This window comes from Ruegeria sp. CH8, from assembly GCF_056536985.1.
In genome coordinates, this window is the sequence record NZ_JBQFQR010000023.1 from 1 (window position 1) to 14,792 (window position 14,792).

The 14,792-nt window shown below is 56.8% G+C and carries 11 protein-coding genes; 5 read left to right on the forward strand and 6 right to left on the reverse strand.

Annotation, left to right across the window (positions count from 1 at the left end; genetic code table 11):
* Positions 1-108: 108 nt before the first annotated feature.
* The gene (locus tag ACR0ER_RS20525; RefSeq protein ID WP_480770533.1) at positions 109-1,086 is read left to right on the forward strand and encodes an HpcH/HpaI aldolase/citrate lyase family protein; all 978 of its coding nucleotides are present in this window, start codon (positions 109-111) and stop codon (positions 1,084-1,086) included.
* A gap of 109 nt (positions 1,087-1,195) precedes the next feature.
* Here the strand turns inward: ACR0ER_RS20525 and ACR0ER_RS20530 are convergent, their stop codons facing one another.
* The 3 genes from ACR0ER_RS20530 to ACR0ER_RS20540 form a co-directional block, all read right to left on the reverse strand.
* A complete protein-coding gene (locus ACR0ER_RS20530; RefSeq protein ID WP_480770534.1) occupies positions 1,196-2,872 on the reverse strand; it encodes a BCCT family transporter in 1,677 nt (558 codons plus the stop codon).
* A gap of 83 nt (positions 2,873-2,955) precedes the next feature.
* Positions 2,956-4,014, reverse strand: coding sequence for an FAD-binding oxidoreductase (locus ACR0ER_RS20535; protein WP_480770535.1), 1,059 nt, complete (start codon positions 4,012-4,014; stop codon positions 2,956-2,958).
* Positions 4,015-4,092: 78 nt separating this feature from the next.
* The gene (locus tag ACR0ER_RS20540; protein ID WP_480770536.1) at positions 4,093-4,968 is read right to left on the reverse strand and encodes a LysR family transcriptional regulator; all 876 of its coding nucleotides are present in this window, start codon (positions 4,966-4,968) and stop codon (positions 4,093-4,095) included.
* Between the two features lie 126 nt (positions 4,969-5,094).
* On the opposite strand from ACR0ER_RS20540, the gene ACR0ER_RS20545 reads away from it, so the two are divergent.
* The gene (locus ACR0ER_RS20545) at positions 5,095-6,177 is read left to right on the forward strand and encodes an amidohydrolase family protein (RefSeq protein WP_480770537.1); all 1,083 of its coding nucleotides are present in this window, start codon (positions 5,095-5,097) and stop codon (positions 6,175-6,177) included.
* A gap of 17 nt (positions 6,178-6,194) precedes the next feature.
* Complete coding sequence (locus tag ACR0ER_RS20550; RefSeq protein ID WP_480770538.1) at positions 6,195-6,548, forward strand: Rieske (2Fe-2S) protein; 354 nt, start codon at positions 6,195-6,197, stop codon at positions 6,546-6,548.
* A 94-nt stretch (positions 6,549-6,642) separates the two neighbouring features.
* Here ACR0ER_RS20550 and ACR0ER_RS20555 read toward each other — a convergent pair whose 3' ends face one another.
* The 3 genes from ACR0ER_RS20555 to ACR0ER_RS20565 form a co-directional block, all read right to left on the reverse strand.
* Positions 6,643-9,747 carry an efflux RND transporter permease subunit gene (locus ACR0ER_RS20555; RefSeq protein WP_480770539.1) on the reverse strand — a complete coding sequence of 1,035 codons (3,105 nt, stop codon included), beginning with the start codon at positions 9,745-9,747 and terminating at the stop codon, positions 6,643-6,645.
* 56 nt (positions 9,748-9,803) lie between these two features.
* Positions 9,804-10,928: an efflux RND transporter periplasmic adaptor subunit gene (locus ACR0ER_RS20560; RefSeq protein ID WP_480770540.1), complete on the reverse strand. Its 1,125-nt coding sequence runs from the start codon at positions 10,926-10,928 to the stop codon at positions 9,804-9,806.
* Positions 10,929-11,274: 346 nt separating this feature from the next.
* Entirely contained in the window at positions 11,275-12,789 is a 1,515-nt protein-coding gene (locus tag ACR0ER_RS20565) for an SGNH/GDSL hydrolase family protein (protein WP_480770541.1), read from the reverse strand.
* A 193-nt stretch (positions 12,790-12,982) separates the two neighbouring features.
* Between ACR0ER_RS20565 and ACR0ER_RS20570 the strand changes: the two genes are divergently transcribed.
* Both ACR0ER_RS20570 and ACR0ER_RS20575 read left to right on the forward strand, forming a co-directional pair.
* Positions 12,983-13,669 (forward strand): TetR/AcrR family transcriptional regulator, encoded by a 687-nt coding sequence (locus tag ACR0ER_RS20570; protein WP_480770542.1) that lies wholly within the window; start codon positions 12,983-12,985, stop codon positions 13,667-13,669.
* A gap of 468 nt (positions 13,670-14,137) precedes the next feature.
* Entirely contained in the window at positions 14,138-14,755 is a 618-nt protein-coding gene (locus tag ACR0ER_RS20575) for a GlxA family transcriptional regulator (RefSeq protein ID WP_480770543.1), read from the forward strand.
* Positions 14,756-14,792 lie beyond the last annotated feature (37 nt).

Below are 14,792 nucleotides of genomic sequence, written 5' to 3' on the forward strand. Positions count from 1 at the left end.
TGGCGAGGACGGCAACGCCGACGTCGAAGCCAAGGTCAAAGCCGAGGTCGCAGACCTCTGCGCCAAATTCCCGATCTATCCTAACCTGTAAGTTGAAGGACCCGAACCATGAGCTTTCATCCCATTGAACAAGCCCCTGCCCGCCTGAACCGCAGCGAGCTGGCCGTTCCGGGCAGCCAGCCCGGTATGTTCGAAAAAGCCGCGCAATCGGATGTGGACGTCATTTTCCTCGATCTGGAAGACGCTGTTGCGCCAGATGAAAAGGAACAGGCGCGCAAGAACATCATCGAAGCGCTGAACGATATCGACTGGGGTAACAAGACCATGTCGGTGCGGATCAACGGTCTGGACACCCACTATATGTACCGCGATGTGGTGGACGTGGTCGAACAGGCCGGAGAGGGCCTCGACCTGATCATGATCCCCAAAGTCGGCACTGCCGCCGACGTCTATGCCGTCGATATGCTGGTCACTCAGATCGAGGACGCCAAGGGATACAAGAAACGCATCGGGTTCGAGCACATCATCGAAACCGCACTGGGTATGCAGAATGTCAGCGAGATCGCAGCTGCTTCGAAGCGCAATGAAAGCCTGCATTTCGGCGTTGCCGACTATGCGGCGTCGACCCGCGCGCGGACGACCATAATCGGTGGCGTGAACCCCGATTATTCGGTTCTGACCGACGCGGATGCGGATGGTGGTCGTATGACCCATTGGGGTGACATGTGGCACTATGCGCTGGCGCGTATGGTGGTTGCGGCCCGCGCCAACGGTCTGCGCCCGATTGACGGTCCATTCGGTGATTTCCAGGATCCGGACGGCTATCGCGCCGCAGCCAAACGTGCGGCGGTTCTGGGATGCGAAGGCAAATGGGCGATCCACCCCAGCCAGATCGTGCTTGCGAACGAGGTGATGTCGCCGTCGGATGCCGAGGTTAACAAGGCTCAGCGCATTCTCGTTGCCATGGCCGAAGCCGAAGCCGCAGGCAAAGGCGCGGTGTCACTGGATGGTCGCCTGATCGACTATGCCTCGATCCGTCAGGCCGAGGTGCTGGTGGAAAAAGCAGGCCAGATCGCGGCAGCCTGAACCGTATCAGCCTGAAAAACAGAAACTGCGAGGGTATGCGCCCTCGCAGTTTTTTTGTGCGGTTAACCGCGTGGATTTGGCCAGCCCGTCGGGGGCTGGCCTTGTTTCGTTAATTGACTTCTTCGGTTTCAGCAAAGGTGCTCTGTACACCATGCGAAGACCGAATGCTGTCGCGCCAGATCGCCTTGATCAGGGCAATGCACATCAGGACCATCACCAGCGAGAACGGCAACGCGCCAATCACCATCGCGGTCTGGATCGCCTTCAGGCCTCCAACCAGCAGAAGGGCAGCCACAACCATGCCCAAGGCTACACCCCAGAAGATGATGTGAGGCCGCGCTTTCGGGCCTTCATCGCCTGCTGCGTTGATGGTGTTGACGATCAGCACCGCCGAGTCCGCCGACGTCACCAGATAGGTCATCAGCAGCACAACGATCACGATCGCCATCATCCAGCCCATCAGTTCGCCCAGCATGAAGCCTGTCATCGCAAAGATCTTGTCGCCATCCGAGGCACTGAAGATGACGTCATTGGCGCCGCCATTCAGTTCCAGATCAATTGCTGTACCGCCTGCGAAAGAGAACCAGACAAAGCACATGATCGCGGGCACGATCACTGCACCCAATACGAACTCGCGGATGGTACGGCCGCGCGAGATGCGGGCCAGGAACAGACCGACAAACGGTGCGAATGCGACCCACCAGGCCCAGTAGAATACCGACCAGCCACCCTGCCAGCCTTCGAGACTATCTGCAACGCCTCCGGCCCCATCGCCACGGAAAACGGTGAACAGCATACCTGGCAGTGCAAGGAGGTATTCCCAGACGCCAACAAACAGCGCGTGCAGGCCAAAGAAGGTCGAGCCGAAGATCAGGAAGAAAGACAGTAGGAAGATGGACAGAACCATATTCAGGTTCGACAACCACTTGATACCTTTGCCCACACCGGACAGGGCAGACAAGGTCGATGCACCCATGATGACGACGATGGCAAAGATAATCCCGACCGACGAGGCGGTGCCTTGGTCATTCAGCAGCCAGTCGCCGATCCCGATCCGTGCCATGCCAGCCACGAACTGCTCGACACCAAATCCCAACGTTTGCGCGACACCCAAAATGGTGGCGATTACCGCAACGATGTCGATGGCATGACCCAGCCAGCCCGACAGGCTGGAGCCGAACAGCGGCGTCAGAGACGAGCGGATGGTCAGCGGCAGTCCACGACGATAGGCAAAGTAGCCTAGCCCAAGCCCGGCAATTGCATAAGACGCCCAGGCCGAGAAGCCCCAGTGCAGATAGGACCATTTATAGGCGTTCAGCACGTTGTCCGCCCCTGCCCCGGTCGCAAGCCCCTGAATCACATCCGGGTTGTTCTTGAAGTGATAGACTGGCTCAGCCACGGCCCACGTCAGCATCCCGACGCCGATCCCGGCCCCGAACATCATGGAAAACCAAGAGAAGTTCGAAAACTCTGGCACATCGTCATCCATGCCGATTTTCAACCGGCCCGCTGCGGGCCAGATCGCCAATCCGATACAGACCAGCACGAACAGCGCCATCACATAGATGTACCAGCTGGCAAAGTTGGACAGGATGAAGCTGTTGAACCCGGACAGGACCGTTCCGGCCTGCTCGGGGAAGGCGACCGCCCAAATTACAAGGCCGCCTACCGCGAGCTTTGCCGTTACGGTCACGTCAACGCTGAACCCCGAATAAAACCCGGTATCTGCGGTTTTAATCGGCAGATCCGTCAACGGCTCCGCGATTTTATTGTCGTCGTTTGACATCCTAAGTTCTCCCTTTGGATTGCCTATTTTCCGAGGAAACGGTTTGTTCCGCTTTCTTTTGTTTTTGTTGCGTTTCTTGCCGGTCACGCGTCCAGCGCAACCGGTCCTTTAGGCCAACTGCAACAGGCCAGAACGTAGCCCTGTTCGGTATCGCCGGGCTGCAGCCCGCCCATGTCCTGCATTTCGACATCGCCCTGGGTCAGGCGCACTTTGCAGTTGCCGCAAACACCCTGCTGACAGGCGGAATCGATCCAAACCCCGGCATTCAGCGCGGCTTCAAGCAGGGTTTCGCCTTCGGCGGCGTGACCATGCAGACCGCTAAGCGAGAAATAGACCTCACCCCCGGTACCGGTGCTTTCTTCGATGGTGATCTTCTCGCCAAAGCTTTCCTCGTGCACCGCAGCAAACGGGATGACCGAGGCCACGTCGCGGGCCGCTCTCATGAAACCTTCGGGGCCGCACATGAAAATGCTGCGCTCGGCGTGATCGGGCACAAGGCGCTGAAGCAGATCAGACGAAATCTGACCGGTTTCGCCCACGAACCCGTCTTCGGCCTCATCCACGATCATGTGGACGGCCACATTGGCAAAACGTCGGTCAAGAAACTCCAGCTGATCGCGGAAAATGATGTCTTTCGGTGAGCGCGCGAAATGCACAAAGACGATGTCTTTGGGCAGGGTCACGTCAGTGACGTATTGCAGCATCGACATGACCGGAGTGACGCCCGATCCACCGGACAGGAACAGAGGTTTGTCGCTGGGGATATCCACCCAGTTGAAGCCGCCGGTGATGTCGGCGATCTCAAGCTCCATCCCCGGTTTCATCTGGTCATTCAAATAGTTGGACACCACCCCGCCCGGAACGCGTTTGACGGTGACCTGAATGTTGTGGGGCCGGGTCGGCGTGGACGAGATCGAATAGGCGCGCACATGCTGCTTGCCCTCAATCTCAAAACAGAAGGTCACGTACTGGCCGGGCTTGAAGTCGAAACTGCGGCTTTGTGTGTCTTCGAAAACGAATGTCTTGCTGTCATGCGTTTCGTCGATCACCGCTTTGCAGGTCAAAGTGGCTGGCCCGCCCGCGTAGCAGGGCTGGTTATTGGCTGAACTCAGGGAAAACGGACTGTCCGTCGCGACGAGCATCTTGCGGAAACCTCCAGAATAGGGTTCGCGCGAGGATAATGGTGCGGTGGAACTGAAAAACGGCGCAGAATTGCGGTATTAATCGGTTAAAACGATTGATCGGTACTGGATCAGTTCTTTGAACAGCGTGACGGCCTGCGCCACAAGCGGGTCGTGGCGTTTGCGCACATGTACGATGGAATAGATGGGCTGCGGGATCACCGGAGCATCCGTTACCCGTTGCAATGTCGGATACTCGGCGCACAGACCCGGGGCGGCAAAGCCCGGGAAATAGGCGGTTCCACCGTTGGCTTTCAGGAAATCCAGCGCAAGATCATCACTGCCCACCAGGGTCGAGCTTTGAGGCTGATCCGAAAAGGCCTCGTCATGCTGGCGGTCGAAATAGGATGTGTAGGCGACTTGGATGTAGCGCGACCAGGGGACATCCTGGACCTGGTTACAATCGGTGGACAGCATGACATAGCTTTCGCTGCCCAATTCACTGACAAACATGTCCGGTGCCTGCTGCGGGACAAAAACGATGCCGATATCGGTCTCGCCAGTCAGAACATCCCGCTGAATCTGCTGCGAGAAGTTCGCCTCGAGATACAGGTCCAGATGCGGGGTGCGTTCCCGGACCACTTTGGTCCAGTCGATCAGCACGGATCGTGCGAGGCTAAACTGAACCGAAATCCGCAAACGCTGCCTGTTGCCACCGCCACCAGCCTCGACATCGCGCCGCGCCAGGCTCCACGCCGCCAGCAGTGACCGGCAATGGGTTTCAAAACGCCGCCCCGCAGCCGTGGGTTCGGCCCCGCCCCGCCCGCGCTCGAACAGGCGCGTGTCCAACTCTTGCTCCAACTGGCGGATGCGGGCGCTGACCGTAGATTGGGTCACATTCAGACGTTCGGCGGTGCGGTTGAAGTTCCGCGTCTCCAGAACATCCATGTAGGTCACTAACAACTGACGGTTCATTTAATCGGAAATCTCGATTGATAGATGAGTTTCAATTGTATTTATTTGTCAAAAATTCGCAGATATCAAGCGTCGTTGAACAAGCTAAAAAGCCCGCCCTTTTGGCGCCAGCAACAGGAGAAGTTCATGTTCATCGTCGATTGCGACTGCCACAATTATTGGTGCAGCGCCACGGTTCTGGAACCCTATATGGAAGGCCTTTTCAAGGACATGTTCGTCCGTGGCGAGCGGACCGGCCCGCGCGGCGCCTTCCCCCACGGCCACCGTCCCTGGTTCCACCCCGAGGGCTTTGCCCGCCATGATGTGAACCCGGTTGAGGAAGATGATAACTATCTGATCATGAAAGAAAAGCATCTTGATAAATACAATATCGACGTTGCGATTCTGACCGGCGACGAGCCGATCGAAGCCTCGACACTGGCCAACCCCTATTACGCTAATGCGCTGTGCAAAGCCTATAACGACTACATGATCGATTACTGGCTGCCCAAGGACGAGCGGTTCTGGGGTTCAATCGTGGTTGCACCGCAGGATCCGCACCTCGCCGCTGCTGAAATTCGCCGCGTTGGCGGTCATCCTCGCATTGTTCAAGTCTTGGTGAGCCACGGCGCCGCGCGCCCCTATGGCGACCCGTTCTATCACCCGATCTACGAAGCCTGTGCCGAAATGGGCCTGCCGTTTGCCATGCACCTTGGTGGACAGGGTGGCATCAACTCAAACCCTGTTGGGGCCGGGCCTTCGACCTTCTTCTGGGAAACCCACGCGATCCTGCCACAGACGGCAATGACCCACATGGCCAGCCTGATCGCTCATGGCGTGTTCGAGAAATGGCCCGAGTTGAAAGTGGTGATCATCGAATGTGGCGTCGCCTGGGTGCCGTCGGTTCTGTGGCGTCTGGACGCGAACTACAAGGCGCTGCGCAAAGAAACGCCGTGGCTCAAGCGTCTGCCGTCCGAGTACTTCAAGTCGAACATCCGTATGTCGACCCAACCGCTGGAGCAGCCCCAAAACATCCAGCACCTGTGGGCTACGCTTGAGGCGATGGATGGCGAAAACACCTTGATGTTTGCGTCGGACTATCCGCACTGGGATTACGACGACGTCAACAAACTGCACGTCCCGCCTGCATGGCGCGAGAAGATTTTCGGGCTCAACGCTCTGGACGTCTACACCCGCCTGCCGCGCCCGATGGCGCACGCTGCTGAATAAAGAAGGAGCCTTCGACCATGGCAAACAAGCATTTCGCCTGCAAAACCGATGAGGTTCCCACCGACGCGGCCAAAATCGTGACCGTATCGAACATGCCCATCGGAGTGTTCAAACTGGATGACGGCTATCACGCCCTGCTGAACATCTGTCCCCACAAGGGTGCCGCCCTGTGCGAAGGGCCGGTTTGCGGCACCACCCGTGAAACCGACTCGACCGAGTTCGTCTATGACCGCGCTGGTGAAATCGTCCGCTGTGCCTGGCACGGCTGGGAATTCGACATCCGCAGCGGCGAGTTTCTGGTGGACTCGTCCATCAAGACGCGCCGCTTTGACGTCTCGCAGGAAGGGGACGAGCTTTACGTCCACATCTGACGACTCGCATCTGAGCTCCCTCCGAACTGAACAACTGTCTCCCTGTCAGTTGTGACTTACTGGCGCTGCCCAAGACTTCGGGTAGCGCCTTTTTTCAGTCAGCCGTTACGCGTCTGGCCACGCGGTAGATCATCACAAAGAAGACCGGCACAAAGACAACGCCAAGGACAGTGGCCGAAATGACACCGCCCATCACGCCAGACCCCATCGCCGTGCGTCCCCCTGCCCCCGCGCCCGAGGACAGGACCAGCGGCAGAACCCCCAATGAGAACGCCATCGAGGTCATAAGGATTGGCCTGAACCTCTGATGCGCGGCGTCCTTTACCCCCTGCAGCAACGGCTCTCCGGCGGCGACCTTGTCGCGGGCGAACTCGACGATCAGGATTGCGTTCTTGCCGGTCAGGCCGATTACCGTCAGTAGCGCGACCTGAAAATACACGCCGTTTTCGAACCCACCGAGCCAGGCCCCGACCAGTGATCCGGTGACACCAATTGGCATCGCCAGCATCACCGCAAATGGAATGGTCCAACTTTCATATAGCGCCGCAAGACACAGGAACACGGCAGCAAGGGACAATGCATAAAGCATCCCCGCCTGATCCCCGGATTCCCGTTCCTCTAGCGACAGGCCCGTCCAGGCGATTTGGTAGCCTGGCGGCAATTGCTGCGCCAGCGCTTCGATCTCGGCCATGGCTTCACCAGTGGTGAACCCTGGTGCAGGGCTGCCCTGCAGCTGAATGGCCGACAAGCCGTTATAACGATACAGCCCCTGCGGACCGAATTGCCAGTTCGCAGAAGAGAAGTTCGACAGCGGTACCAGCCCGCCTGAATCGTTGCGGACCCGCCAGGCCTCGATATCCTCGGGGACCATGCGATAGGGGGCATCGCCCTGAACGTAGACGCGCTTGATCCGACCTCGATCGAGGAAGTCGTTCACGTAACGACCGGCCCATGCTACAGACAGAAGCTCGCCGACTTCCTGTGCGGACAGTCCCATCGCACCAGCGGCGCGCCAGTCCAGATTGATGTTGAACTGGGCTGCGTCCTCAAGCCCGTTTGGGCGGATGGAGCCGATGGTCTCGCTTTGCGCGGCAAGACCCATCAGTTGATTTCGCGCCTGCATCAGTTCCTCATGGCTTTGGCCATCACGGGCCTGCAGGTAGAAATCGAAGCCGCTGACGTTACCAAGTTCAATCACCGCTGGAGGCACGACAGGAAACACGAAGGCTTCCTGAATCTGTGAAAATGCTCCAAAAGCCCGGCCCGCAATGGCCTGAGCGCTGCGATCCGGGGTCTTTCGCTCGTCCCAATCCTTCAGGCTGATAAAGGCCAGACCCATGTTCTGGCCCAAACCGGAAAAGCTGAAACCGCGCACGGTAAAGACCGAGGCAACATTCTCCGCCTCGTTTTCCATGTAGTATTGTTCGATCTCTTCCAGCACGGCCTCGGTGGCCTCAGCGGTGGACCCGGTTGGGCCCTGAACCAGAGTGAACAGGATGCCTTGATCCTCTTCAGGCAAAAAGCCGGTCGGCGTGCGGGCAAACAGGAACACCATGGCGGCACCGATCAGCAGATAGATCAGCCCCACGCGCAGCGGACGCCGGATCGAAAACCCGACCAGAGACGAATAGCTCTCGGTCAGTTTGTCGAAGCCGCGGTTGAACCATCCGAACAAGCCCCGATTGCGTTTGTCATGATCTGGTTTGCGCAGCAGCGTCGCGCACAGGGCAGGCGTCAGGGTCAGCGCCACCACAACCGACAGCATCATGGCCGAGACGATGGTGATCGAGAATTGTTGGTATATGACCCCGGTAGAGCCGCCAAAAAACGCCATCGGGATGAACACGGCGGACAGCACCAGGGCGATCCCGACCAGTGCGCCGGTGATCTGACCCATGGATTTCTTGGTGGCCTCATAGGGGGACAGCCCCTCTTCCTCCATAATCCGTTCGACGTTTTCGACCACGACGATGGCGTCATCCACCAGCAGACCGATGGCCAGAACCATTGCGAGCATGGTCAACGTGTTGATCGTGAAGCCAAAGGCCGAGATGATCGCAAACGTTCCCAACAGCACGACCGGCACAGCGAGGGTCGGAATGATTGTTGCGCGCAGGCTTTGCAGGAACAGGAACATGACGAGGAAGACCAGAACGATCGCCTCGATCAGAGTGTGGACCACTTCTTCGATCGAAATCTCGACAAACGGTGTCGTGTCGTAGGGCACGACGTATTCCACACCGTCGGGGAAAAAGGCCGAAACCTCGTCCAGCTTGTGCTTCACCCGCTCGGCCGTATCCAGCGCGTTTGCGCCCGAGGCAAGCCGGATGGCCATGCCTGCAGTGGGCTTCCCGTTGAACCACGCGGATGTGGTATAGCTTTCGGCCCCGATCTCGACCCGCGCCACGTCACGCAGCAATACAAGACCACCGTCGGTTTCTGCCCGCACCACGATCTGTTCAAAATCCTCAGGCGTGGACAGCAGCGATTGGGCCGTGATCGTGGCGTTCAGGGCCTGCCCTTCGACAGCAGGCAATGCACCGAAAGACCCGGCCGAGACTTGGGCGTTTTCTTCCGACACAGCCTGCACGATGTCCGTAGGTGTCAGTTCGAATGCCGCCAACTGTTCGGGGTTCAGCCAGATCCGCATCGCATATTGCGCACCAAAAACCTGAACGTTGCCGACACCCTCCAAACGGCTGAATTCGTCGACCATGTTCGACACCATGTAGTCAGACAAATCCACCGCATCGAGCCGATCATCGGTTGAAACAAGCGCCGCGACCAGAAGGAACCCGCCCGAGGATTTCTCAACGGTAACCCCTTGCCGTTGAACAGTTTCCGGCAACAGCGGGGTTGCCTGGCTCAGCTTGTTCTGCACCTGCACCTGCGCAATGTCCGGGTCGGTACCGGTTTCAAAGGTCAGCGTCACCGTCGATGATCCGGTCGATGTCGAAGACGAGTTGATGTATCGCAACCCATCCAGCCCGGTCATCTGCTCTTCGATCACCTGCGTCACGGTGTTGTTTACGGTTTCGGCGGACGCTCCGGAATACGACGCGGTGACCTCAACCGTCGGAGGGGCGATCTGCGGATATTGCGCAACGGGCAAGTTGAAGACAGCCAATGTGCCGATGCCCATTAGCAGGATAGAGATGACCCATGCGAAAACAGGTCGGTCGATAAAGAAACGTGCCATGGGGAGCTTTCACATCTGTTTGCGGGTCACTGAGCGTTTCAATCCGGCAGGGCGGTTCAGGAATCGGGTTCCTCAGTTGGCGCAACCGTCACACCGACCCCGATCTTTTGCAGTCCCGCAACAATCAGTTTGTCACCGGCCTCAAGACCGTCAGTTACGATCCATTTGTTGCCCTCGGTTCCTCGAACAGTCAGAATTCGCTCGGTCACGGTATTGTTCTCGTCCACAACCATCGCTGTTGGCTGCCCGCGCCTGTTGCGCGCAACACCCTGCTGGGGGGCAAGTACCGCGCCCCGCAGAACTTCGACCGGAAGATGCGCCGTGACATACATGCCCGGCAGAACAATCTGATTGGGGTTGGGGAATTCGATCCGCAGAACTGAAACACCCGTCTGCGGATCAACTTGCGGCTCGGCTGCAAGAACCGTTCCGGTCTGATCAAAGGTCGACCCGTCCGCCAGCGACACTGTCACTGTCGGGTCGATCGACTGCAGCGCTGCTGTTTGCGATGCAATGGCTCTGTTGAATCGCAGCACATCCTGAGTCGAGACGGCGACGTCCACGTACACCTGTTCAATCTGCCGGATAACCGCCAGCGGTTCCGCCTGTTGCGCAGTGACAAGCGCGCCTTGCGTTGCCAGAGCCCGACCGACGCGGCCTGAAAGTGGCGCGCGAACAACTGTATGCTGGAGGTCGATTTTTGCGGTTTGAAGCTGCGCCTTAGCCACCAGCAACGCGGCCCGTGCTGCGTCCCTCTCGGCCACGGCGCTATCGACTGCCTGTTGGCTGGCCACATTGCGCGAGAGCAACTCTGCCACGCGTTTTTCTTCCTTTTCAGCCGCCGTCAAACGGGCCTCAGCCTGAGCGACACTCGCGCTGGCCTGCTGAACCTGAGCATCATAGACGCCGTCGTCGATGCGATACATCGCATCGCCTTCCTCGACCGTCCCCCCCTCCTGGAACAGGCGCTCAACGACAATCCCGGAAACTTGCGGCCTAACCTCGGCCACTCCCAACGCGGCAACACGGCCTGGCAGTTCGGAAAACAGCGTCACATCTTGCGCTTCCAGCGTAACAACTGTCACCGGCACGGGGTTGCTTGATTGCGCAGCCGCCAATGATGTTAATCCGGAAAGCAATACAGCCAATGACGTAAACAGGAAGCCTCGGGTTCTGAGCATCTTTTGCGTCTCCGCTCGGTGTCTTGTGTCTTAAATTAGGGTCGTGCGTTGGTTGGCGTTTCGAACCGTGCAGGATCCATGGCGTTTTTGGTCTGGTGGGGCACTACAGAGAGCGCATATGTCGAACTGACACTCCGCGGCACTCTGCTTTCATGAAGTTCCAGATTTAAATTTGCAATAAGCATTTTACCAAGAACATGTCCATTTTCCCGTCTTCACATGTCCTTGTGCATTTTCGAACACCTTAACATATCTCGTTCAAGCGAGATGCAATTTAGTACAGTCCAATGCCCAAAAAGTTACGGGGCCCCAATTAGGTAGGGCTCCGCTTTTGACGTGTCGAGTTTTATACGAAACCCCAGTCCTGCGCGTCTGCGACAAGCGCGTTGTCCACGAGGTATTCCGGAAGGTCCAGACCGACAACGATTTCGACACTCTCGATGCCGCGTGCCTTGATACCGAGATCCTCAAGGCTGATGTCACCGGCCTCGTAGGCGGCTGCCGTGTCCTCTTCCAGGCGCAGCAACAGATGATCGTCTCCTCTGCCGCCGACGAACAGATTGCTATCCGCTGAGTTATCAGCACCATACAGCGACTGTTCGGTAAAGATGAACACGTCGTTGCCGCGACAACCCAAATGTACGTCTGACCCCAGTCCATCAATCAGAACGTCGTCGCCGCGGCCACCTATAGTACGGTCGTCACCGGCCCCATCCGCGATCACGTCGTCGCCACGACCGCCTTTCAACAGGTCAGCACCACTGCCGCCAGAGATCAGATCGTCGCCACGGTCACCCTTAATGATGTCAGCACCCAGACCGCCCAGACCGACATCGTCACCGCGGCCCAGATTGATGAAGTCGCTACCGTCGCGACCAAGGATCATGTCCTTGCTTTTCGTACCTTTCAGGAAGTCCGAGCCAGAAGTGCCGATCTCGCTGTTGCCGTTCAGCACGCCCAACTCGAACTTCAGCATAGCCTCGTTGAACTTTTCTGCCGGGTGGATGACATCCGTCATAGCGATCTGATCTTCGGGGATACCATCCACTGCGGGATGGAAGTTTGCAAAGTCCAGAGTTTGCGGATCGTCGAATGTCTGGAAGCCGAACGTGGTAGAGTCCCCACGCACCTCGTCAAACAGTTCAGCGAAATCAATCAACTTTACGTTCAGTCCAAGATCTTCGAAGGTGTTAACCTCGTTCAACAGTCGGTCATTGAAATGCGCAGATGCGATGTCAGATGCGGCGAGAACATCGGCTGGGAAAAAGCCAAACTGTAGCGGCAGATCGCCCTGTTTGGGTATAGTGTAGAGGATCAGGTTATCGACGCCCGCGTCCGCAAGACGCTCGGCCTGGCGTTGGACCTCATCAAACAACCGGTCACCATACGCCTTGGCATCAGCTTCCACTGAATCACCGATGACAGGGTAATCCGGCGCGTTCACGTCATTGATGCCCATGAAAAGGGACGCCGTCGCATTTTCCGGGGCCTCACCCTCCGGCAACGAAGCCAGATAGTCCGAAACCTGAGCGTCCAGATCAACCCTGACGGACGATTCCGGTGCATCCGGATCGGTTTCTAAACCAACTGCACTAAGGAATTCTGCCACATCGCGGTCAACCAAAGCGCGCGCTCCGCTGACCGCGAAATTCTGTACGTTGCTGTCATCCAGCCCCAGTTCTGCGGGCAAAAAATTGGCATAGTTGAACCCGTTATTTGCCTGACCTTCGGTAAATATCTCCGGATTCAAAAGTGGGTTAAAGCCAAGACCCGTTGCCGCTGACACCAATTGTGTCAGTCGCCCACCATCCGTGTAGCTATCTCCGAAAAAGACAATGCTATCGGTTTGAAAGTTGCTCATCTAGTTCTTCTCCTCCAGTTTCCGCAGGTGGAATCCTTCGAATCCAAGCCATTCACCCGGTTTCCTCCAAAAAAACGGCGCACTCTCCCCTTTCGTTGCGTGATGGCTCATGCGAATGTCGGGAAAAAAGGAACAGAGAACCGATACCGGGACTTGGCTAAACAGCACCCCACATGCAGTTTAGGTTAACCGTATGTGCACTACGGTATGCACACGCATACCAAAAAAACATACGCAGAAAAAGAAAATTTTTACTTTACTCGAGAACGGAATGGGCGAGACACTTAGCGATAGGAAAAAAAAGGACATTCTCCGTGCATCAATGGAGGAGTTTGTTCAAAAGGGCTATGACGGCGCGCGGATTGAGCGAATCGCACAGCGGGCAAAAGTCTCGACCCGAACGCTTTATAAGCACTTCGCTGGCAAAGAGGCACTTTTTGAATCCATAATTGAAACAGCTCTTGGCAAACTGTCCGATATCCCATCGACGCCTTTCCAGCCCGATGTGCCGATCGAAACCCAGTTGATCGAGGCGGTGGAAATACATTTCAGAACCGTTACAGACCGCGAGTTTCTGGACCTGATGACAATTCTGTTGCCCGAGTACCTTCACGACCGCGAACTTGCCAAAAGAGTCATTCACATCGCACTGGAACAAACGCAGCAGGTCTACGAGCTTATCGAAGGTGCGATGGAAAACGGAGCATTGGCGACTGGAAATGCCGACCAGGCCTCAATTCAGCTCCTCTCTATGCTGTATGGGTTGATCTTTTGGCCCATTCTTCTGATGGGAGAACCTGATCCAAGATATTCCAGTCAGCGGGAAACGATTGAGGATTGCGTCAAAACTTTTCTGTCCCGCTATAGAGCCGGTAGTTGAGCGGATGGATCAGGTAACACTCGCTGGACTAAGCTGACAGGATCGATCAGTATTGAAGAAAAACAACAAATCACGCTCTTGACCTGAATGAAACCGTCTGTTTCACATGACCGCCCAGCTACAGATTCCGGCCCGAAACCGCATCTGTTTCACTTTGTTTTGCTGCCGCATTTTTCGCATTTGTCGCTGATTTCCGCTATTGAGACGCTGCAAAACGCGAACCTTGTTGCGGATCAGAGGATTTTTGACTGGACGCTTTGTGGCACCACGAAACAGGCTGTTCGGTCCAGTGTTGGATGCGAAGTCGATGTTGATGTTGCGCTGAAGGATGTCCCATCAGCCCGGGACATTGTCGTAGTTTCTGGCGAGCACGTCTTTGGGCTGGACAGTTTCGAGCTAGAAGTCGGCCTTGCGCGTCTGGCACGTGGCAACGTGCGCGTAACCGGGCTAGGCACCGGGGCTATACTGATGGCTGAGGCAGGGTTGATGGACGGCGCAACCGCTGCAATTCACTCCTGGTATCGAGTCGGTTTCAAGGAAACTCATCCGCGGGTGGAACTAAGCCGGCAGACCCATGTTTCTGATACCCTGCGCTGCTCCAGCTCAGGCGGCGTTTCCGCCATCGACCTATTTCTGGACTTCATCGAGCAGGAGCATGGCACGGACTTTGCCAGCAGTGTCGCGGAATGCATGTGCTATACGCCGCTGAGGCAGCTTCAGAAGTCCGTGGACACAAGCATCCCCAACAGTCTGACTGTACCAAACCGCACCGTGTCGCGCGTAATCGCCGCGATGGAAGAACAGATCGAAGAACCCGTGTCGCCAGCCGTTCTGGCGGATCAGGCCGGTATTTCGAGAAGGCAAATCGAGCGGTTGTTCAAGAAGTATCTAGGTATCACTCCAAAACAGCATTATCGGAAAATTCGATTGAGAGAAGCATATCGGCTGCTCATTCAGTCGTCGCAGCCGATCATCGACGTCGCCTTGGCCACAGGATTTGAAACGCCAAGCCATTTCTCAAGGTGTTTCAAGGCGGAATTCGGTGAAACCCCCTATCAACTTAGAAATAAAAAAAGAACCGATTGAGCGTTCGGCTTTTCTCCGATCAGACGCTTGAACACAA

Bases quoted from the DNA above. Each gene is read 5' to 3' on its own strand.
- ACR0ER_RS20525 (WP_480770533.1), top strand. From the start codon at position 109: ATGAGCTTTCATCCCATTGAACAAGCCCCTGCCCGCCTGAACCGCAGC.
- ACR0ER_RS20530 (WP_480770534.1), bottom strand. From the start codon at position 2,872: ATGTCAAACGACGACAATAAAATCGCGGAGCCGTTGACGGATCTGCCG.
- ACR0ER_RS20535 (WP_480770535.1), bottom strand. From the start codon at position 4,014: ATGCTCGTCGCGACGGACAGTCCGTTTTCCCTGAGTTCAGCCAATAAC.
- ACR0ER_RS20540 (WP_480770536.1), bottom strand. From the start codon at position 4,968: ATGAACCGTCAGTTGTTAGTGACCTACATGGATGTTCTGGAGACGCGG.
- ACR0ER_RS20545 (WP_480770537.1), top strand. From the start codon at position 5,095: ATGTTCATCGTCGATTGCGACTGCCACAATTATTGGTGCAGCGCCACG.
- ACR0ER_RS20550 (WP_480770538.1), top strand. From the start codon at position 6,195: ATGGCAAACAAGCATTTCGCCTGCAAAACCGATGAGGTTCCCACCGAC.
- ACR0ER_RS20555 (WP_480770539.1), bottom strand. From the start codon at position 9,747: ATGGCACGTTTCTTTATCGACCGACCTGTTTTCGCATGGGTCATCTCT.
- ACR0ER_RS20560 (WP_480770540.1), bottom strand. From the start codon at position 10,928: ATGCTCAGAACCCGAGGCTTCCTGTTTACGTCATTGGCTGTATTGCTT.
- ACR0ER_RS20565 (WP_480770541.1), bottom strand. From the start codon at position 12,789: ATGAGCAACTTTCAAACCGATAGCATTGTCTTTTTCGGAGATAGCTAC.
- ACR0ER_RS20570 (WP_480770542.1), top strand. From the start codon at position 12,983: ATGTGCACTACGGTATGCACACGCATACCAAAAAAACATACGCAGAAA.
- ACR0ER_RS20575 (WP_480770543.1), top strand. From the start codon at position 14,138: ATGGCTGAGGCAGGGTTGATGGACGGCGCAACCGCTGCAATTCACTCC.